At 59.8% G+C, this 17,678-nt stretch carries 32 protein-coding genes; 30 read left to right on the top strand and 2 right to left on the bottom strand.

The window, feature by feature from the left end; genetic code table 11:
* Nucleotides 1–93: 93 nt before the first annotated feature.
* Nucleotides 94–582 (top strand): YbjN domain-containing protein, encoded by a 489-nt coding sequence (locus tag GGQ88_RS00775; RefSeq protein ID WP_183611126.1) that lies wholly within the window; start codon nt 94–96, stop codon nt 580–582.
* A 516-nt stretch (nt 583–1,098) separates the two neighbouring features.
* On the opposite strand, the gene GGQ88_RS00770 is transcribed toward GGQ88_RS00775, so the two are convergent.
* Both GGQ88_RS00770 and GGQ88_RS00765 read right to left on the bottom strand, forming a co-directional pair.
* The gene (locus GGQ88_RS00770) at nt 1,099–1,413 is read right to left on the bottom strand and encodes a hypothetical protein (protein ID WP_183611125.1); all 315 of its coding nucleotides are present in this window, start codon (nt 1,411–1,413) and stop codon (nt 1,099–1,101) included.
* Nucleotides 1,413–2,078, bottom strand: a complete 666-nt coding sequence (locus GGQ88_RS00765) for a LexA family transcriptional regulator (protein WP_183611124.1) — start codon at nt 2,076–2,078, stop codon at nt 1,413–1,415. Before GGQ88_RS00765 ends, GGQ88_RS00770 begins: the two co-directional genes overlap by 1 nt.
* 95 nt (nt 2,079–2,173) lie before the next feature.
* Here GGQ88_RS00765 and GGQ88_RS00760 point away from each other — a divergent pair, with 95 nt between their 5' ends.
* The 29 genes from GGQ88_RS00760 (at nt 2,174) to GGQ88_RS00620 (ending at nt 17,672) form a co-directional block, all read left to right on the top strand.
* Nucleotides 2,174–2,413 carry a helix-turn-helix domain-containing protein gene (locus GGQ88_RS00760; protein WP_183611123.1) on the top strand — a complete coding sequence of 80 codons (240 nt, stop codon included), beginning with the start codon at nt 2,174–2,176 and terminating at the stop codon, nt 2,411–2,413.
* Nucleotides 2,414–2,523: 110 nt separating this feature from the next.
* On the top strand, nt 2,524–2,775 hold the full coding sequence (locus GGQ88_RS21060) for a hypothetical protein (RefSeq protein ID WP_221214446.1): 252 nt from the start codon (nt 2,524–2,526) through the stop codon (nt 2,773–2,775).
* Nucleotides 2,772–3,890 (top strand): hypothetical protein, encoded by a 1,119-nt coding sequence (locus GGQ88_RS00750; protein ID WP_183611121.1) that lies wholly within the window; start codon nt 2,772–2,774, stop codon nt 3,888–3,890. Before GGQ88_RS21060 ends, GGQ88_RS00750 begins: the two co-directional genes overlap by 4 nt.
* On the top strand, nt 3,890–4,606 hold the full coding sequence (locus tag GGQ88_RS00745; RefSeq protein WP_183611120.1) for a hypothetical protein: 717 nt from the start codon (nt 3,890–3,892) through the stop codon (nt 4,604–4,606). The genes GGQ88_RS00750 and GGQ88_RS00745 overlap by 1 nt, the downstream gene beginning before the upstream one ends.
* Nucleotides 4,606–4,842: a hypothetical protein gene (locus tag GGQ88_RS00740; protein WP_183611119.1), complete on the top strand. Its 237-nt coding sequence runs from the start codon at nt 4,606–4,608 to the stop codon at nt 4,840–4,842. The genes GGQ88_RS00745 and GGQ88_RS00740 overlap by 1 nt, the downstream gene beginning before the upstream one ends.
* On the top strand, nt 4,839–5,144 hold the full coding sequence (locus GGQ88_RS00735) for a LexA family protein (RefSeq protein ID WP_183611118.1): 306 nt from the start codon (nt 4,839–4,841) through the stop codon (nt 5,142–5,144). Before GGQ88_RS00740 ends, GGQ88_RS00735 begins: the two co-directional genes overlap by 4 nt.
* Nucleotides 5,144–5,551 carry an ASCH domain-containing protein gene (locus tag GGQ88_RS00730; protein ID WP_183611117.1) on the top strand — a complete coding sequence of 136 codons (408 nt, stop codon included), beginning with the start codon at nt 5,144–5,146 and terminating at the stop codon, nt 5,549–5,551. Before GGQ88_RS00735 ends, GGQ88_RS00730 begins: the two co-directional genes overlap by 1 nt.
* The gene (locus GGQ88_RS00725; protein WP_183611116.1) at nt 5,551–5,775 is read left to right on the top strand and encodes a hypothetical protein; all 225 of its coding nucleotides are present in this window, start codon (nt 5,551–5,553) and stop codon (nt 5,773–5,775) included. Before GGQ88_RS00730 ends, GGQ88_RS00725 begins: the two co-directional genes overlap by 1 nt.
* Nucleotides 5,772–6,074, top strand: a complete 303-nt coding sequence (locus GGQ88_RS00720) for a hypothetical protein (RefSeq protein WP_183611115.1) — start codon at nt 5,772–5,774, stop codon at nt 6,072–6,074. The genes GGQ88_RS00725 and GGQ88_RS00720 overlap by 4 nt, the downstream gene beginning before the upstream one ends.
* Nucleotides 6,067–6,525, top strand: a complete 459-nt coding sequence (locus GGQ88_RS00715) for a hypothetical protein (RefSeq protein WP_183611114.1) — start codon at nt 6,067–6,069, stop codon at nt 6,523–6,525. Before GGQ88_RS00720 ends, GGQ88_RS00715 begins: the two co-directional genes overlap by 8 nt.
* A 23-nt stretch (nt 6,526–6,548) precedes the next feature.
* Nucleotides 6,549–8,492 carry a transposase domain-containing protein gene (locus GGQ88_RS00710; RefSeq protein ID WP_183611113.1) on the top strand — a complete coding sequence of 648 codons (1,944 nt, stop codon included), beginning with the start codon at nt 6,549–6,551 and terminating at the stop codon, nt 8,490–8,492.
* Between the two features lie 70 nt (nt 8,493–8,562).
* Nucleotides 8,563–9,525, top strand: a complete 963-nt coding sequence (locus tag GGQ88_RS00705) for an AAA family ATPase (protein ID WP_183611112.1) — start codon at nt 8,563–8,565, stop codon at nt 9,523–9,525.
* On the top strand, nt 9,522–9,896 hold the full coding sequence (locus GGQ88_RS00700) for a hypothetical protein (protein WP_183611111.1): 375 nt from the start codon (nt 9,522–9,524) through the stop codon (nt 9,894–9,896). Before GGQ88_RS00705 ends, GGQ88_RS00700 begins: the two co-directional genes overlap by 4 nt.
* A complete protein-coding gene (locus GGQ88_RS00695; protein WP_183611110.1) occupies nt 9,893–10,297 on the top strand; it encodes a helix-turn-helix domain-containing protein in 405 nt (134 codons plus the stop codon). Before GGQ88_RS00700 ends, GGQ88_RS00695 begins: the two co-directional genes overlap by 4 nt.
* A gap of 55 nt (nt 10,298–10,352) precedes the next feature.
* Nucleotides 10,353–10,994: a gp16 family protein gene (locus GGQ88_RS00690; RefSeq protein ID WP_183611109.1), complete on the top strand. Its 642-nt coding sequence runs from the start codon at nt 10,353–10,355 to the stop codon at nt 10,992–10,994.
* Nucleotides 10,987–11,220 (top strand): hypothetical protein, encoded by a 234-nt coding sequence (locus GGQ88_RS00685; protein WP_183611108.1) that lies wholly within the window; start codon nt 10,987–10,989, stop codon nt 11,218–11,220. The genes GGQ88_RS00690 and GGQ88_RS00685 overlap by 8 nt, the downstream gene beginning before the upstream one ends.
* Nucleotides 11,213–11,545, top strand: a complete 333-nt coding sequence (locus GGQ88_RS00680; RefSeq protein ID WP_183611107.1) for a hypothetical protein — start codon at nt 11,213–11,215, stop codon at nt 11,543–11,545. Before GGQ88_RS00685 ends, GGQ88_RS00680 begins: the two co-directional genes overlap by 8 nt.
* A complete protein-coding gene (locus tag GGQ88_RS00675) occupies nt 11,545–11,919 on the top strand; it encodes a hypothetical protein (protein ID WP_183611106.1) in 375 nt (124 codons plus the stop codon). The genes GGQ88_RS00680 and GGQ88_RS00675 overlap by 1 nt, the downstream gene beginning before the upstream one ends.
* Nucleotides 11,920–12,059: 140 nt before the next feature.
* On the top strand, nt 12,060–12,626 hold the full coding sequence (locus tag GGQ88_RS00670) for a glycoside hydrolase family 108 protein (RefSeq protein WP_183611105.1): 567 nt from the start codon (nt 12,060–12,062) through the stop codon (nt 12,624–12,626).
* Nucleotides 12,623–12,925, top strand: a complete 303-nt coding sequence (locus GGQ88_RS00665; protein WP_183611104.1) for a hypothetical protein — start codon at nt 12,623–12,625, stop codon at nt 12,923–12,925. The genes GGQ88_RS00670 and GGQ88_RS00665 overlap by 4 nt, the downstream gene beginning before the upstream one ends.
* Nucleotides 12,922–13,524, top strand: coding sequence for a hypothetical protein (locus GGQ88_RS00660; protein ID WP_183611103.1), 603 nt, complete (start codon nt 12,922–12,924; stop codon nt 13,522–13,524). The genes GGQ88_RS00665 and GGQ88_RS00660 overlap by 4 nt, the downstream gene beginning before the upstream one ends.
* Nucleotides 13,521–13,703, top strand: a complete 183-nt coding sequence (locus GGQ88_RS00655) for a hypothetical protein (RefSeq protein ID WP_183611102.1) — start codon at nt 13,521–13,523, stop codon at nt 13,701–13,703. The genes GGQ88_RS00660 and GGQ88_RS00655 overlap by 4 nt, the downstream gene beginning before the upstream one ends.
* The gene (locus tag GGQ88_RS00650; RefSeq protein WP_183611101.1) at nt 13,700–13,930 is read left to right on the top strand and encodes a TraR/DksA C4-type zinc finger protein; all 231 of its coding nucleotides are present in this window, start codon (nt 13,700–13,702) and stop codon (nt 13,928–13,930) included. Before GGQ88_RS00655 ends, GGQ88_RS00650 begins: the two co-directional genes overlap by 4 nt.
* Nucleotides 13,911–14,237: a DUF2730 family protein gene (locus GGQ88_RS00645; protein WP_183611100.1), complete on the top strand. Its 327-nt coding sequence runs from the start codon at nt 13,911–13,913 to the stop codon at nt 14,235–14,237. The genes GGQ88_RS00650 and GGQ88_RS00645 overlap by 20 nt, the downstream gene beginning before the upstream one ends.
* Nucleotides 14,234–14,548 (top strand): VpaChn25_0724 family phage protein, encoded by a 315-nt coding sequence (locus tag GGQ88_RS00640; protein ID WP_183611099.1) that lies wholly within the window; start codon nt 14,234–14,236, stop codon nt 14,546–14,548. Before GGQ88_RS00645 ends, GGQ88_RS00640 begins: the two co-directional genes overlap by 4 nt.
* 2 nt (nt 14,549–14,550) lie before the next feature.
* Nucleotides 14,551–15,192, top strand: coding sequence for a phage protein Gp27 family protein (locus tag GGQ88_RS00635; RefSeq protein WP_183611098.1), 642 nt, complete (start codon nt 14,551–14,553; stop codon nt 15,190–15,192).
* Between the two features lie 77 nt (nt 15,193–15,269).
* Nucleotides 15,270–15,458: a hypothetical protein gene (locus tag GGQ88_RS00630; protein WP_183611097.1), complete on the top strand. Its 189-nt coding sequence runs from the start codon at nt 15,270–15,272 to the stop codon at nt 15,456–15,458.
* Nucleotides 15,455–15,661, top strand: a complete 207-nt coding sequence (locus GGQ88_RS00625; protein ID WP_183611096.1) for a hypothetical protein — start codon at nt 15,455–15,457, stop codon at nt 15,659–15,661. Before GGQ88_RS00630 ends, GGQ88_RS00625 begins: the two co-directional genes overlap by 4 nt.
* Before the next feature lie 292 nt (nt 15,662–15,953).
* Nucleotides 15,954–17,672, top strand: a complete 1,719-nt coding sequence (locus tag GGQ88_RS00620; protein WP_221214445.1) for a hypothetical protein — start codon at nt 15,954–15,956, stop codon at nt 17,670–17,672.
* Nucleotides 17,673–17,678: the final 6 nt, after the last annotated feature.

Genomic DNA, 17,678 nt, shown 5'->3' with positions numbered 1-17,678 from the left:
ACTGCCCCCTTGCAGGGCGGCGGGGATCGTGTCAGCTTCCTGTCAATAAATGCGAACGGCCGCCAAGAGCCATCGTGACGGGATTGAGATTGCATGAAAGTTCTTTGGGCAATGGCTGCGCTGGCAGCCAGTTCGATGGCCCCCGGCGCCGCACTGGCTGCCGCGTCGAGCACGACAACGGTGACGGCGGTACGGCCCGACAGCGTGGCGCAGGCGCTTAACAATCTGGGCTATACGGCTGAAATGGCCAAGGATGCCAATGGCGATCCGCTGATCAACGCCGACATCGGCGGCTGGCAGGCAGCGCTGATGTTCTACGAATGCAACGACAAGACGCACGATGGCTGCCAGTCGTTGCAGTTCGTCGCCAACTTCACGCCCGAAAAGACGTTCTCTGCCGAGGACGCGGTCAAGTTCATGCGCAACACGCGCTTTGCCTCGGTCTCGCTCGACAAGGATCAGGCGGTGACGATGACCTGGGACGTGGTGACCGGTAAGGGCATCGATCTGGAAGTGTTCTCGAACTCTGTCGACATGTTCCGCAGCGCGATGGATTCGCTGGGGACCGCGGTGTTCAAGTAGAGTTTCGTCGGCTGCCTGCGGATCGCGGGCGGCATGCAACCTTGGGCAATCCGGAGCGGGGCTAGCCGCGATGGATTGCCTTTTTCTTTGCAGTGTGGAGTGACAAGAGAGGTTGGAGTGACGGGGAATAGCGGGGACATCCGGGGAGATCGGTGAAAATCGGCGGATTTGCGGGGTTTTGTTGGGGCACATTGTGGCTCCGATACGCGAATTGACTGTCTAGCGTGATGGACCATTTAGACACCGGATTGCCAAGACAGGTTGGAGTGGGGGCATTTTGCCTCTCATCTTCTTAAGCCCCGCAAAATGGGCGTTCAGAGGGCAATGAGGGGCTTCTGAGCGTACCTCGAACTGGGCGGAAGTGGGGTTCTAGTTGTCCCAGTTTCTCATTCAGTGCCCCAAATCGCCAAAGCGCCCGGAAAATGGGGCTCTTAGCGCGATGATCTTCCCCGCGAGACGAACGTCTGGAAAAACGGAAGTGGGACACTTTTTTCGTGCTGCGCGCGTAGGTGCGGATCACTTAACAAACGCTTCAGGCATCTTGCCCGTGGCCTTGACCGCCGCATCCGCTCCGCACTGTTCACCGATGGCATCAAGCGAGGCTTTGGCAGCGATCAGATTAAGTTCGCGCAACTCTTCGACTGTTTTTGTGGTCTCTTTGTCATCGAGATAAGCAGCTGCCAAAGCTGTACTTTTCATGCCATCGACCCGATTTAGGAAATCCTCTTCGAGGCCTTGGCAAGTGATGGCATGGTTCATCTGATAACCGGCAGCGCCAAACGCAGCGATGCCCGCCACTGCCAGGACGGTCTTTGCTGGCGTCCACTGCATCAAAGCCTCCTGACGACCGCGATCACGCGGCCAAAGATGTTGAGTTCACCATCATAGGCAGTTTCAGGCGGCACATTAGGATTGTCGGGCATCATTTTGACGCCGCCGTCGGGCATAGGGCGCAAGCGCTTTATGGTGGCGGCATCGCCATAGCTGACGGCCCATATCAGATCGCTATCTAGCAAGCTGCGCTGCCCGCGATCAATCAGGATTACGTCCCCGTCGCCTATCGTTGGATACATCGAGTTACCCCGGCCACTCGCCCAGCAAAGCTGGTTTGGTGGACTGGCCGTAATCAGGCGTAACCATGACTTGGGGAAGTCTAGCGTCTCTGCTTGATCCTCAAAAATCTCGGTGTCCATAATCGCCGAACCCAGCCCAAAGCTTAAATCGATATGGTGGACTGGCACCATCTCGGCGGAGTCGCCAGGACGTGTGTTCACGGCATCCATCGGCAAGGGCTTTGTCCAGCCTGGGAAATCGGGAAAAGCAGCTTGCAGCTTTTGCAGCACTGACCGTCCAAGTCGCGTGGTTGCGGTGCCATTAAAAGGTCGGCTCACTGTCGAGGGAGCAACCCCGGCTCGCTTCGCAAGGGTCGCCGGTGCAAGCCCACTATACTCAACGAGTTCCCGAATGAGCCGCGAATCTTCGGTCAATTCATCCATACGCCAAGCCTTAGCATAATTGCTAATACCCCTTACCTTTGCATTTATGCACATTTGCCATTGCGTGTTTGCATAAATGCACTATGCTTTTTGGCATGGACCAAGAAGCAGTCATCGCAGACATCGAGAACAAGGCGTGGCAAGCGGGTGTTTCCATCCGTCGCGTCTGTGCGCTTGCGGGCGTGCATCCCACAACCTTCAGCCGTTGGAAGAAGTCTGAGCGGAACCCTGATCCCATCGGGGCAAACCTGAAGACAATCCAGCAGCTGTATTCAGCGCTCGACAGCCTGACGACGCCGAAGCGCCGCGCGTCTCGAAAAGCGGTGTCGGCGTGAGTGAGCCGGCATTCTTGTCGCCAGAGAAGGCACGCGAAACCGCGCGGCGTGTTGCCAGTTATCGCGCCTCAATCCGGCTGCAGTCGCAACGCGCCGACCAGATCCCGCAAATGCTGACCAGCGGCGGGCATTCCATCCTCAACAAGCTGATCGGCATGGCCGAGGGCCTGATTGCAGGTTTCCTCGCCCGCAATGGGATTGCGCCGCGCGACAGCGTGCAGGTGCGCAATGACGAGCAGCTCAAGTGCTTCGATCCGGTCGGTGAGGGAAGCGGACATTCGGTGTCTCCTGATCTTGTTTCCTCCCTGAATCCTATCGACGCGGCTGAGGCCGCGCACCGTCTAAGTGAGACTTCCAAATGAACACTCTGCTTTCCAATGCCACGTTGTTTGAGCTTGATCCGCTGCTGGTTGATGAGGGCAAGCGGATCGGCTTTCTGCACGAGGACAAGGCCGCTGCAATCGGTCGCCTTATGAAGATTGACGGGCAGAGAGACCCGATCAAGGTTGTAAAGCAGCCGAAGAATGATGCGCAGCCTTGGCGGCTGGTGACGGGCATGCACCGCCTGATCGGTGCGCGGATGGAAGTGATTCCTGTTTGGGCGATTGAGGTTTCGGGCAAGCCTGAAGACCTTGCCGATCTGGAAGCGTCGGAGAACCTGCACCGTCGTCCGCTTGGGCCGCTGGAGCGTGCCAAGTTTACCGCTGCATTGGTGCAAGCCGCGCGCGACCGGATTGCACGAGTTCATGGCGACATCTCCCATCAACGCCTTGGCATAAAACTGCGCTGGGAGCGCGTGAAGGCGCACGAAATGCGCCCTGACGAGGCATTGACCGAAGAGGTCAACGATACTTGTGCAAAGATTGCACAAGTATACGGCTGGGAGGAATCGGTCGGCGAAGCGCTGGGCATGTCACGCCGTGCGATCCACAATGACCTGAACCTCTTTCGGCTGATAATTGAGCCGTTTCCTGCGATGATTGAGCCGCTGGCCAATCACCCTGTTGTGGGCGGGAATGCCAGCCAGTTGAGGTTGATCGCGCAAGTCCGCGAGGAGGCTGATCGCCGCCGCGTGATTGAGGCGCTGCTGGCCGACACAGAGCTGAGCGCGGACGATGCTCTGATACAGGCGGACCTTGCCAATGCGAAGGGGCGCAAGCCGGACGGGCACGAAAAGGCTCTGGCCGCTGTTGTGGGCAATCTTGGGCGATTGAACGCGACTGAACAAAAGCGGCTCGTGCCGCAGATCGTCGGCCACTTCAAATCTGACGAAGTGAAGCGCCAGTTGCGCGACTTGTTGAACCGCGAATTGAAGGAAGAGGTTGCAGGTTCGGCAACGGCTGCGCTCCAGACAGCCTTCCGCGTGATCACTGCGCTGATCGACGGAGATGAGCAGGTTGATGACGACACCCTGGCTGACACTGCAGGCGCATTACAATCAGCACTGTTCGGCCTTGAACCCAAGGGCAGCAACTGATGCGCGGCGAGGTTTCAACAGGCCGGAAGGCCAAGCGCCACCCTTACGACTGGTATGTCGAATGGGGTTGGGAATGGGAGCAGATCGTAGGCGCGATTGGCCTTGAAGAGGCTGTAACAGGCGCGACGATATGGGACCCTGCAGCAGGCGAAGGGCATAGCGCGGAATGGCTGGAAAGCGCAGGCTTCAAAGGCCAATTCATCCTTTCCGATATCGTCAATCGGATCACGCCTGAGCGGTGGGCGGTTTTCGAACGTCCTGATAACATCAGCTTCGAGAACATCTGCTTCATTGAAGATGACCTAAAACAGCGTGACCGGCATGAGCGCATCTCGATCTGGTCAAACCCGCCGTTCAGCTATCGCAAATACTGGTTGGATGGGCGGCAGGTGATTGTGAGCGAGGCGTTCGTGCGCCGCGCGCTTAGCCTGGCCACAGACCGCGTTGTGATGATCCTCCCTGCCAAGTGGCTGGCGATGGGCAAGCGGCGTTCGCGGCTTGTCCGGATCGACCATCCGCCGCAATTCGTCCTGCACTTCTGTGAGCGTCCTTCGATGCCTCCAGGTGACATGATCGCAGCCATGGGCGGACGCGCATTCCGTGGCGGCATGGTGGATTACTGCGCTGTCGTTTGGGATGTGCGCAAGCCGACTTTGCCAGGTGAAACTCGCACGATCTGGCTGCCGCCCTTGGGCCTGATTGAGGAGGCAAACTGATGTCTCATCTGACACCCAAGGAAGCCGCGATCATGCGCCTGTGGGATACGGGATCGCTACTGGAGGCCATCGCCTGCGCAATGGGCATGCCCAAAGCGAACGTCGAGAAGGTGGTTTTCACCTTCCATGACGGCGGCGACCAACGTCGGCAATCGGCAGTAATGCGCCGTGGGTCAGCCTTTCTGCTGCGCGCAATACAGATTTCAGGAAAGCGCCATCGGAGCGTTCGCTCATGATCGGCCTTACCGCCCGCCAGCTTGAATTGCTCCGCTTTATCCGTGGCTACCAGATCGCCAACGGTGGTGTTTCGCCGACGCTTGTCGAATGCGCGGCGGGCATTGGCATTCAATCCAAAAGCATGATCCACACCATGCTTGCCAGCATGGAAGAGCGCGGTGCGGTGCGCACATTGCGCGGCAAGGTTCGCGCCATCGAAATCATTGAGACGCCTTCAATCCCGTCGATCAGCGGTGTGCCGCTTTACGCCGTGCCGCTGGTTGCAACCCGTTTCGCCACGTTCAGTCAGGAGCGTTTGTGATGGTAGCACTTAGCTTCAAGGGGCAGTTTGCCGCGCCAATTCTGGCGGGCACCAAGCGCCAGACGGTGCGTGTGCAGCGGAAGCGTCCGCCGCGCGCGGGAGAGCCCATCCAGCTTTATGTTGGCATGCGCACGAAGCACTGCCGCAAAATCATGCCCGATCCGATCTGCACCGAAGTGTGCCTGATCATGATCACGGTGGACGCCGATCACCCAGAGCTGATCGCGGGCATCACGTTTGATAACCGGACGCACCTTGGCAACGTAGCAATCGAGCGATTTGCCGTGGCCGATGGCTTTGCCGCCAGTGAAGGGACCAGCGCGCGCCGCGCGATGGGCAATTTCTGGATGCGCCACCATGGTGCCGGTCAATTCATTGGCCATGTTATCCGTTGGGAGCCAAACTGATGGCGCAGTCATTGGCAGAGCGATTCCGCAAAGCACGAGAAGCGTTTGAGGCGGGCCTAGAGATGGGCTGCAGCCCGCGCGATGCCATGGCGCGCAAGCGCTGGCAGGAAAGCGACCGCCGCCTGAAAGCGCGCATGGCGCAAATGGACTGCAGCCCGCGCGAAACTGTGACCCGTGAGGTCGAGCAGCCCGCATTCTGGTTTAAGCAGGGGGACATGGCGTGATGGCTGAATTCTGCCCATCCCAATCACTTTGGCGGGAAGCCAAGGCTATCGTCGACAGTCCTGAAGTGCAGGGAGTTTTCGCCTCCTGCGCGTTCGATGAGCTTAACGGAGACGGAAAGGTCTGGATTTGCGCTATCGTAAATCTGGCAATGGAGCGCGCCCGCAATGCGCCTGCCGATGTCATCAACTTGCCGATTATGCCGGTCAAGTTGGTGAACATGCCACGCCGGTCTGAAGACCCGCGTTTGGCGCGCGGCAATGACAACGGGCCTGACCCTTTGGGGGCACCGCGTGGTTAAGGCTCGCGCCCATCCTGATCAGCTTGGCTTCACCTTTGCAGAGCCGGTGGCCCGTTCTGGTGCTGCCGGATTGGCGGGGCTTGAGGCGCAAATTTGCAGCACGGTTGGCATGATTTTGAACAGCGATTCCCGCCCGCGCGAAATCATCGCGGCGGAAATGAGCATCCTTCTGGGCGACGAAGTGAGCCCGCGCATGCTGGATGCCTATTCCAGCCCTGCGCGCGCCGAACACAAGGTGCCGATGAGCCGGTTCTTTGCCTTGGTACTGGTGACGAAGCGTCATGATCTGTTGGACCCGCTGATGCGCGAGATCGGCGCGGCGCTTCTGATCGGTGCCGAGGTGAAGACCGCGCGGCTGGGCCAGATCGACCGCGAAATGCAGCGCCTAAAAGAAGAACGTCAAAAAGTGGCGATGGATGCGCCGTTAATCCGTGGGGGTCAATTTCAGTGAGCCAAGCAGCGCATCAAATACCAGTGCAGGAAGACGCAAACCGTGAATGGTTTACCGCTGCCGAGCTTGCAGAATTCCGTCTGCCCGGCCTGCCGCACGACAAGCGCGCGATGAACCGCCATGCACGTGACAGCCGCTGGTTGATCAAGTGCGATGCTGCCGGTCTGCCTTTGTCACGGCCGCGCGCCGGTCGCGGCGGTGGCGTAGAATTTCATGTGACCCTGTTGCCGGGTGCCGCACGGATCGAGCTGGGCCGCAAATTGGGCGTGACCACTTTGCTAGAAGCTGAAGACCCTACGGCGGAAGGCTGGCGCTGGTATGATTTGCAGAGCGACAAGGCAAAGTCCGAAGCGCACCGTCGTGTGGCAATCATTGCCGAGATCGAGCTGCTGGAACAATCGGGCCTGACATCGACCATGGCGGTCAATGCAGCTTCAATCGAGCATCAGGTTAGCGCCGCCACGATCTGGGGCTGGCGAGACAAGGTGCGCGGCGTTGCCCGCCAAAATCGGCTGGTTGCCTTGGCACCGCGCCGCAAGGGTGGCGGGCGTGAGGCTGATATTGATGATCAGCTGTGGACGATCTTCCTCTCGGACTATCTGCGCCTCGAGCAGCCCACTCTGACCAGCTGCTATGATCGCACGAAAGATATTGCCGCATCGCGCGGATTGTCGCTGCCGTCGGAACGATCCGTGCGCCGCAAGCTGGAGCGTGAAGTGGACCCGCGCGTTCTGAAGTTGCGCCGTGAGGGTGAGGAATCGCTCCGCCGGTCAATTCCTGCGCAGCGCCGCACCGTTGCCCACCTTCACGCCATGGAGATCGTGAACATCGACGGACATAAGTTCGACGTGTTCGTGAAGACGGGCGAAGGGCAGATCATCCGCCCGATCATGGTGACCATTCAGGACATTTACAGCCGCAAGGTTCTTGCGTGGCGGATCGGCGGCGAGGAAAGCGCAGTGCAAACGCGGCTGTGCTTTGCCGACCTTTTCCAGAACTGGGGTGTGCCCAAAGAATGCGTGCTGGATAACGGGCGCGCATTTGCCAGCAAGTGGATCACAGGCGGCGCTGGCAGCCGTTTCCGGTTCAAGATCAAGCCAGAGGAACCGACCGGCCTGCTGACCGGCCTTGGCATTCAAATCCACTGGGCCACGCCATATCGCGGCCAGTCAAAACCCATTGAACGCGCCTTCCGCGATATGTGCGACCGCATTGCCAAGCACCCTGCGTTTGCCGGTGCCTATGTCGGCAACAACCCGATGGCCAAGCCGGAAAACTATGGCAGCCGCGCGGTGGAATGGGATGCGTTCGTTGCCCAGGTGAACAAAGGTATCGCCGATCATAACGCCCGCCTGAACCGCAGGACCGAGACGGCCAAAGGCCGCAGCTTTGATCAGGCGTTTGCCGATTCCTATGCCGTCGCGCCGATTGGCAAAGCATCGCCCGAAATCATGCGGCTGGCGCTGCTGGCGGGTGAGCAAAAGCGGATCAACAAGGAAACCGGCGAGATCACATTGTTCGGCAATCGGTATTGGTCATCAGAATGCGGGCGTTTGCATGGGCAGACTGTGACGGTTCGGTTCGATCCCGACAACTTGCTCCGCGACATCCATCTTTACGACCAGGCCGGTGCCTATTTGTGCGCAGCCCAGCTGTTCGGTGATGTGCAATTCCTTGACGCTGCAGCGGCCAAAGCCACGGCCAAGATGGTGGCGGAATACCGCAAGCGGATTCGCGATGGTGTTGCCGCTGAAGGGCTTCTTACGGCGGCGCAAGTCGCGGCACTGCAGATCGATGCACCTGAACCTGAAATCACCGAACCGCAGGTTTATCGGCCTGTGCGCCATCGCGGCCAGACAGCAGCAGCATTGAAAGTGGCTGCGCAGGCCGCGCCGCAGATTGCCGAACCGGCACGATCAGAAAACCGAGCTTTTGCCGCGCTGAAACTTGTGAAGCGCGACGATTGAAGTGGTGCGCGGGACCGCCTGAGAAACTTTCCCGCGCACCTGTCCCACCTAAGAGACAGGAGTTCTCTACATGAATGACCCGACAAACGCACCCATCGACATCGAAGAGATGCGCCAATGGCTGATCGACCATCGCGCCAGCTCTCAGCAGAGCTGGTCGGAGATGGCCAAGCGCATTGATATTCCGTCAGGCACGTTGAGCCAGTTCGGCAGCATCAAAGGTTATGCCGGGGATGAGCGCAAACTGGCCGAGAAGGTTTACCGCTATCGCCAGCTACTGAGCGAACAGGCAAAAATTGATATCGAAGCGCCGGAACTGCCCGAATACTTTGCCACCCCGACGAGCGACCAGATCACAAGCCTGCTGACATGGGCACAGCGTGGCCGGATTGTGGTTATCGCCACCGGTGCCGGCCTTGGTAAAACCAAAACCGCTGAGGCGTACAAGGCCTGCTTCCCCAACGTGTTCATGGCGACAATGAGCCCATCGACGGCTGGCGTGAACAACATGCAGATCGAAGTTCTGGAGGCCATGGGCGAGCGCGATGCGGTGGGAACGCCGCAGAAGCTTTCGCGCCGAATCCGCGACCGCGTGAAGAACATGTCAAAGCCGCTGATCGTGATCGATGAAGCGCAGCACGTTTCGGAAAAGGCAATTGAAGAAATCCGCAGCTGGCACGACGCCACCGGCGTGGGCATTGCGTTGCTGGGCAACATCAAGGTGATGCAGCAGCTTGAAGGCGGCAGCCGCAGCGCGGCCTTTGCCCAGCTTTACAGCCGCGTTTCCATGCGCCTGATCCGCCCGTTGCCATTGCAGGCAGATGCCGATGCGTTGGCCGAAGCATGGAAAGTGGAAGACGATGCCGCGCAGGCCTATCTGCGCAAGATCGTGATGATGCCAGGAGGCCTTCGCGGCGGCACGATGGCGCTGGAACTGGCGTGGATGATCGCCGCGTCCGAGCGGCAGCCATTGGCAAAAGAACACTTGCAGGATGCATGGGCGCAATTGTCCCAGCGGGCGGTGGCAGCATGATCAAGGAAATGAAGAAGGCCGCTGAAATTGCGGCAGCCGCTGGCGACATGTTCAACCAGGTCCAGATCAGCGTTTGGCCCGGTGGGTTCGTGGTGTCGGCACATCTGCAGGCGCATCACGGGAACACCACATTGACCGAGACGGTGTTCTGGCATGACATCGTGACGGATCCGGAAGCCTTGATCGCCAAGGTGACGCATGTCGCTGGAGTGGTGAACCGTTGGTGTGCTGAGAAGCGCGTTATCAGGCCCGAAGTGGTTAGGGAGAAGCCACGGCTGGCTTTGATCGAGCGGGCTGATCTGCCGGTTATCAGCATGGCGCTTGTAGTGCTGGCGTTTTGTGTGCCGCTTGCTGGCGGGTGGTTCCTATGATCGGCGGGCAACCCTTCTGGCGCGACATCGATGTCGCGCCCGTGCCTCGTGCGCCGGTGCGGGAAGAGCCTGTCGATCCTGATTATGTGGCCGCTGCGACTGCGATCTGGTTTGTGTGCGCACTTTGGGATGTAGACCAAAACGCCCTGTTCTCACGCAGGCGGGCGGACCGCCTCGTGCAAGCACGGGCCTTGGTGACATGGATTCTGCGCACCGATCCGGCAGGCGCGATCAGCTATCCCAAAATCGGCCGAGCGCTGGGTGGGCGCGACCATACCGCCATCATGAATCTTCACCGCATGGCGATCCGGCTCCGGCTGGAAGACGGTGAATTTGCCCGCACCTGTACCGCAATCAACATGGAACGTGGTTCTTCAAAGGAGACGCATCATGGCAACTAATGCAGCGCTTGCGCGGCCTGCGCAGTTCGACCGCGCATCACAGCATCGCCGCGCGATGATCGCCAAAGTGCAGATCGCCCGTCAGCAGCTAGGAATGGTGGAAGACGACTATCGTCAAATCCTTATGGATCAGACTGGCAAGCTGAGCCTGAAGGATTGCAGTGATCCGCAAATTGCGCGGGTGCTCGACGTGATGAAGTCCAAAGGCTTCAAAGCCCTGCCTGGCAAAAAGGTAGCAAGCCATCCTATGGCGCTTAAGGCGCGCGCGCTTTGGATTTCGCTTTACCATTTGGGCGCAGTCCACAACTCCAGCGAGCATGCCTTGGAAGCTTTCGCCAAACGCCAGCTTGGCTGCGACAAACTACAATGGGCGCGGCAGTCTGATGCCTTCCGGTTGATCGAGGCGCTGAAGAGCATGGCCACACGTGGCGGGTGGCAGCAACATTGCCGCGTGACTGGCAAGCCGTTCAACCCAACTGAACTGCAGGCCTCGCTTTGCGCGGCAATCCTGATCAAGCTGAAGGACGCCCATGTGGTGCCTTCCGATTGGGCGCTGCACGATGCCGCATGGAAGTTGTGCGGGATCGAGAACGTGAAGACGTCGCCATGGACTGCCAGCGACTACGAACTGCTGGCCAAGGCGCTGGGCGACAAGTTGCGCGCTCATGGCAAAGATAATGGAGGGCGCAATGGCTAAGGCTGTTCCAGCGTACATCGACAATCAGGGCGCATTGCATTCCTCACCTGAACAAGCTGCGCTTGCTGACCTTACAAGGGTGCTGGGTCGGATTGGTGCCGAAGGCGGGATCACATGGGTTCTTGCCAAGTGCATCATTGAAAAGCGGTCCGAGATTGAGGCGATATTCACAGATATGGATGCCATGGCAAAATCTCATGGGACTGGCGCCAACCGTCATGGGTAAGCGCAAGCAACGGTCTGTTCACAAGCCTGTTGAGGTATCGAACCACGCCTTGTTCCGCTGGCTAGAGCGGACGGGCGTGGTCGATGTTGAGGCACTGCGGGCAGCGCTTTCGTTGGCGCTGGACCGCGCCGTTGCAGCCAGTGCTGCAATGGGAGCAGAAGAATTCCTGATCTTGTCCAATGGGCTTGCCTATGTGGTCAAGAATGGTGTGGTGGTGACCGTTCTGGAGCAGGACGGTCGCTATAAACATGTGCGGCCCATGCTGGACCGCGATAACCAAAGCGATGATCGCACCAACCCTGACTTTTACGGCAGCGATGCCTGATGAACGAAGGCCATCTCACCATTCAACTGCAAGCAATTCTGGGCGTCGAAGGATGCGTCCGGTTCTGTCAGGCGCTGGGCGGTACGCGGGTTTATGTCTCGCACCGCTTCAGCGATGACCATGCAGCAGTTGAGGCAGTGGGACGTGATCTGGCTGACAAGTTAAGCCGTGCGTGGGCACCGGCGACAATCCGCGTTCCACTTGCCCGCCGCGAGCGGGCGCTGTTCTATCGGCAGCAGGGCCTATCAGACGCCAAGATTGCGCTGCTGTTAGGCATCACGGAAAATGGTGTCGGCAAGCTCTTCAAACGAGAGGCAGACTTGCCAGATCGGCCCGGATCGGCCAAGAGCGGTGCGCAGCTAAATCTGTTTTGACTGCCTCATAGATTTCCAGCCCGCTTCGGCGGGCATTCTTTTGCCCAGCATAAACCCGCAAAACCAAGCCTGCAGCAGCGGGCAAATGCATCGACGTGATCGGTGTTTGCCCGCCAGAATTTTAGGCAGGGTCGACGGTCATGACTGCGAAAGTCTCACAATTGATTGACCGCGTGATCGGGGTGGAAGGCGGATACGTCAACCACCCCGCTGATCGTGGTGGGGAAACCATCTGGGGCGTTACCGTGCAGGTCGCCCGCGCCTATGGCTACACCGGCCCGATGCGCACCATGCCGCGCCCCATCGCGGTCGAGATTTATCGCAAACGCTATTGGGAAGAGCCGGGCCTTGCCCGCATTGCCGACCTTGCGCCCACCCTTGCTGCAGAGCTGTTCGACACCGGCGTGAACATGGGCACCAGCGTACCAGGGCAATTCCTGCAGCGCGTGCTGAACGTGATGAACCGGCAGGCCCGTGATTATCCCGACGTCGCTGTTGATGGTCGCATTGGCACAATGACAATTGCGTCCCTGCGCGCCTTTTTGAGTGTGCGTGGAAAGCCCGGTGAGGAAGTTCTCATCAAGGCCTGTGAAGCGCTGCAAGGCGCGCGTTACATCGGCATCGCCGAAGACCGGCCCAGCCAGGAGGCCTTTGTTTACGGCTGGGTCGCGCACCGTGTGGGCAATACCATGGCAGGTGCAAAATGAGCTTCTGGGATTGGCTCTATAAAGCAGGCCCCGGCTGGCCTTCGCAGCGCGGCTGGTACGCCTTGGCGCTGTGCCTGCAAACGACCGGCATTTTTGCGCTGCTGATCTTGTGGCCGCATTTGACCAACGACGAATTCTTCAAGGTGCTGGCCAACGCTGTCGTCATTACGGGCTGGGTCGGCTTTGCCGTCGCGGGCCGCGATAGCACCGTCGACCGCGAACAGGTGGGCAAGGCGCAGGATATTACCCAGCAAGTCCTGCGGCAGGCATCGCGCCGGGATGGCGGAGTCGAGCAATGATCGCCCGTCTGTTAGGTCTCTCGCCGGGGGCAACGCTGCGTTGGTGGCCAGTGGCGCTGGCAATTGCTGCGCAGGCTCTGGCAATCTGGATCATCACCGGCCAGCGCAATGATCTGCGCGATTGGCAGGCAGACGTTGTGCAAGCCACCCGCTTTGCCGCTGATCACCCCAAATTGGCGACCCGCGCTGTACCGCAGCAAATCCGAAATCTTGGCACTGGCATGGACCGCATTCGCACAGCCATGGCGCAAGCCAAGGCCAACGCACTGGCAGCAAAGATCAAGGCGGAAGCCGCCGACGAAAGCCGCAGAAAGGACGCCGACAATGAAATGGCTCCCACGTTGGGGAAGGCTCTTGCTTCCACCGACGCTTATGCTCGCGATCAGCGGCTGCAATGCCGGATCGAAAGAACGCCCGCCTATCGAAGTGGCGACGCCCGCGCCGATCTGCCCGGCACCACCGCGCCCGCCCCGGTCATTGACCGATCCGGTGCCGGACCTGCCATGGTACTCATCCCCCGCGCGGCTCTTGACGCCTGCACCACGCTGAAAGTGCGCCTCGACAATGCCCATGGCTGGGCTGTGGGAGGCGAGCGGTGAGGGGCGCGCGATACACCCACAACATTGGCAACGATCCTTTTGGCAATACGCTGTTCTTCGTTCGCCAAGATAGCCGCTGGATGCTGCAAAAAGCGGGCGGCGAGCCCATCCACCTGAGCGACGAACAAATCCGTATGATGGCTGACCTTGCTGGCGTTGCGAAGGCATCGGGCAAATGAGGGTCAGCGAACGCATGATCGAGGCTGCGGCTGAGATGGTGGAGAAGGAGCGCGATGACGAGGTCGCGCGCATCCAAGCGGCGCTTGCCGAAGAAGGCGAAGATTACTGCATCGAATGTGACGATCCGATCAGTGCAGCCCGCAAGGCTGCGCTGCCATCGGCAGAGCGGTGCATCCACTGCCAAGAGCAATATGAAAGGAATGCGCGTGCAGCTCACAGCGCTTAGTCAATGGGTTTCGATTGTGGCGCTGCTGCTGAGCGTTGCCAACCTGCTTTGGGCATGGATCAGCCGCCCGGCGCGCGATGTGGGCGCGCGGGTAGACGATGTGAACGACCGGATCGATGAAGCAATGGACGGCCTGAAAGGCCACGACCGGCGCATCCAGAGAGTTGAGGACGACATGCGCCACCTGCCCACCAAAAAAGACCTGCACGAGGTCGAGATCAAGATCACGTCGATCAAAACCGAGCTTGATGTGGTGGCCAAAGTGGTGAGCCGGATTGACGATTTTTTGCGGAGCAACAAGCCGTGAGCAGCTATGAACAGCGGTGCCAGGAAGACGCGCGTCTGGCGATATTGGCCGAGCTTGCGCAGCAGCGCGATGCCACGTTGAACAGCCGGTCATTGACCACGCTGATCGAACAAGTTGTGCCGCGCCGCACCCGCGAATGGATCGAGACGCAACTCGACTGGCTCGACACCATGGGCGCTATTCGGGTGACCAGATCAGAGCTGCCGGGCCTTGGCCCGGTGTCATTGGCGACGATCACGCGCGCTGGCCGTGATCATGTGGAGCGGCGCATTGTGATCCACGGGATCACTTTGCCTGCTGACGCGGAGTGACCATGGGCCAGCCAGAATCAGCAGCCGAACGGGAAAGCCGCCGCGAGGGACGCGGACGGCTTTCTTCTATCGAAATGCTGCCCGAGGAATGCGACGAGGACATTGCCTGGGCGAATGCCGAGCTGCGTGAAAAGAAAATGCCGCAGACCGAAATCTTGCGGCAGTTCAACGGGCGGCTGGCAGATCGTGGTCTGAAGGGCATCAGCAAGGGCGCATTCAGCCGTTGGTCTGTGCGGGTGGCGATTGAAGTGCGCAAGCTCGACGCCAGTCGCAAGCTGATGAACGAGGTGCTTGCGCAGCTTCAGCCGGGTGAACGCAGCGACAGCATGATCGCGGCAACCGAACTGCTGAAATACCGCATTCTTGAGCAGGTCATGTCCGAGGATGAACCGGACCCCAAGCTGCTGCTGAACGCCACGCTGGCGCTGCAGCGTCTGTCCAGCACCGCCGCGCGTGAATCTGCCGTGCAGCGCCGTGACAAGCTTGACCAGGCTGCGGATGCAACACGCGCCGCTGAACAGCAAAAGCAGGCGCAAGCCGAAGCCGACGCCGCCGCGCGTGTCGAGAAGATCGCCGGGGAGGCTGGCCTCAATGCCGACCGCATCGCCGCGATCCGTAAGGGCGTACTGGGGCTGGCAGCGTGAGACGGCCATCGCGAAAATTGACACGGGTAGTCTTAGATTGCGCGGCGCTTGCCCCGCTGTTTGCACAACTCGTACCTTTGGAACCGGATGCGGAACTGATCGAATGCACCGGCTGGCGGGACCGCACCGGCATACTGCGCCGTGCCCGCGCTCTTTATGCCGACGGCCTGCAAGTTGATGTGTTTCTCACGCTGGCCACCGGCAAGGCACAAATCAGCAGCTACAAAATGACGTGGCGCGGTACCATTTCAGGGAAATCGACATGATCGAATTATTGGGAAGCGTTTATCTTCTGGGCCTGGTTGTCTGCCTCGTGACCGCAGGGCGAATGGCTGCACATGAACCGACCTCGCATGGGCAGAGCATCATCATTCCGTTGGGCTGCGCGTTCGCATTCTTTTGGCCGATAGCGTTGGTCTACTTTGCATTGGTGGGGTTGGTGTTGGGTATAAGGAAGCTGTTCCGATGAGTGCGGAACCTTCTGATGCTCACATCATTGCTGACGCACCCAGCTGCTCCGACTGCGCGCATTGTTCCAACGGATGGTGCAGGCGTTCGGTGGGCAAGCACTTTGACGTTGGCAGCAACGGATATCGCAGCCGGTTGGATGTAAGCTGCGCGAATGAACGCGGCAGTGACCGCACGTTGACCAGGCGTTGGCGTTGCGGACCGGTGGGCCGTTACTTTGAGCCAAAGGAAATGGCGCTGCCGATGGTTGCGCCACGCGACACGGTGGCGGACAGCGACGGAGATGATGGCGCATGACCGGCGCTTTCAAAAAGGCCGTAGCGGCAGGCGCAGCGATGGCCACGGTGCTGGCGTCCAGCGCGCAGGGCGTGGAGCCGGTGCTGGCGCGCAACCCGGCTGCGTTGCCGCTGGAATTGCCACGCGGCGCAGAGATACCGCAGGACCTCGACCCTCTGGCCGACGGCGTGCTGATGAAACATCAGCGCGAGTGGCTGGATGATCACAGCGACCTGAAGATTGCCAAGAAGGGCCGCCGCACTGGCGTGACCTTCGCCGAGGCGCTGGACGATACGCTGATTGCCGCCGCAGCGCGGTCTGCCGGTGGCGACAATGTTTTTTACATCGGCGACACCAAGGACAAAGGCCGGGAGTTCATCGGCTATGTCGCGCACTTTGCCAAAACGGTGGCGCGCGAACTGGCCGAGGTCGAAGAGTTCGTCTTTGCCGATGAGCGAGAAGACGGCACCACCAAGGATATTTCTGCGTTCCGCGTCCGCTTTGCCAGCGGGTTCCGCGTAGAGGCGCTCTCAAGTCGGCCGGAAAACATCCGTGGTCTGCAAGGCGTTGTCGTGATCGACGAGGCCGCGTTCCACAACGATGTTCGCGCCGTGATCGACGCAGTGAACGCACTGCTGATCTGGGGCGGCAAGATCCGCGTGATCAGTTCGCCCAACGGCCAGCTAAACCCGTTCGAAGAACTGTGCAGCGAAGCGCTGGCAGGCAAGAACGGCTTCAAGGTCCACTTCATCCCCTTCTCAGCGGCGGTTGAGAACGGTCTTTATCGCCGCGTATGCCTGATGAAAGGCTGGACGTGGACGCCTGAAGCCGAGGCCGCGTGGGAAGGCAAGATACGCGGCGCTTACGGCACACGCACCGCGCAGATGCATCAGGAACTGGATGCCATCCCGTCTGATGCCGTGGGCGCAGCCATGCCCCGCGTCGTGATTGAACGCGCGGCAAAGGCCGGGCCAATCGTCTTGCGGTACTTCCTGCCCGATAGCTTCAAGATGGCAGAGAAGGCCCAGCGCAAGGCGTTGGTGGAAGAGTGGCTGAAGGCCGAAGTTGCCCCGCGCCTTGCCGCCCTGGACAAGCGCCGCCGCCATGACTTCGGGCTGGACTTTGCGCGCAGTGGTGACGGTTCCGACCTGATCATCCAGGAGCTTGGGCAAGATCTGACCCGGCGCTGGAAACTGGTTTTCGAAATGCGCAACGTGCCGTTCGAGACCCAAAAGCAAATCCTGTTCTTTGTCGTCTCACGCCTGCCGCGCTTCGGGCATGGCGCGCTCGATGCCACCGGCAACGGCGCGTATCTGGCAGAAGTGGCGGCGCAGAAGTTTGGCGCACGGATCAGCGAGATCAAACTTAGCCAGGAATGGTACCGCGAAAACGGCACACCGTATGTCGACGCGTTTGGCGACGAGACTATCGAGATTGCGACCGATGACGATGTGATCCGCGATCAGCAGGCGCTGCAGTACGTCAATGGCGTGATCAAGGTTCCCGATGATCTACGCTATCCGGGCAGCGACGGGCACATGCGCCACGGTGATACCGGCATTGCCGGAATGCTCGCGTGGTTCGCATCGCGGCAGGGCGCGGTCATTTATGGCTACGAGCCGGTCGGCAGGCGCGAGAACGACGCTTTCAACGAACCCGACGACGACGATGAAAACCGGCGCGATCCATGGCGGCAGCCGCTTGGCGTTCGCATGAGTGGCCAGGGGCTTGTTTGATGAGCG

It is taken from the genome of Novosphingobium hassiacum (assembly GCF_014196055.1).
In the GTDB taxonomy this organism is placed as follows: domain Bacteria; phylum Pseudomonadota; class Alphaproteobacteria; order Sphingomonadales; family Sphingomonadaceae; genus Novosphingobium; species Novosphingobium hassiacum.
This window is presented reverse-complemented; position numbering and strand designations above follow the sequence as displayed.